1 protein-coding gene is annotated in these 431 nt (G+C 73.1%); it reads right to left on the bottom strand.

Features of this window, described 5'->3' with window-relative positions:
- The coding region (locus I6F37_RS40835; protein ID WP_225154498.1) for a radical SAM protein at positions 1-403 on the bottom strand (403 nt) is incomplete at its 3' end.
- Between the last annotated feature and the right edge of the window lie 28 nt (positions 404-431).

Genomic DNA, 431 nt, shown 5'->3' on the forward strand with positions numbered 1-431 from the left:
CCTCCTCCAGCACGGCCAACGGGTAGCGCCGGTTGATCGGCACCAGCACGTCCCGCAGCGCGTCGTTGGCGGCGTGCAGCGAGACGGCGAGGTTGACCGGCAGCGCTTCGGTGGCCAGGCGGCGGATGCCGGGCACGACGCCGACGGTCGAGATGGTCAGGCTCCGGGCGCCGAGGCCGAGGTCGGCGTGCAGCCGCTCGACGGCCGCCCAGGTGGCGTCGTAGTTGGCCAGCGGCTCGCCCATGCCCATGAAGACCACGTTGGACAGGCGCTTGTCGCCCGACGCCCGGCGGGCCCGGACGACCTGCTCGACGATCTCGCCGGTCGTCAGGTGGCGGGCGAAGCCGTTCTGGCCCGTTGCGCAGAAGTCGCAGGCCATGGCGCAGCCGGCCTGGGTGCTCACGCAGACGGTGGTCCGGTCGGGGTAGTGC

Source organism: Bradyrhizobium sp. NBAIM08, assembly GCF_020193935.1.
GTDB lineage: Bacteria > Pseudomonadota > Alphaproteobacteria > Rhizobiales > Xanthobacteraceae > Bradyrhizobium > Bradyrhizobium yuanmingense.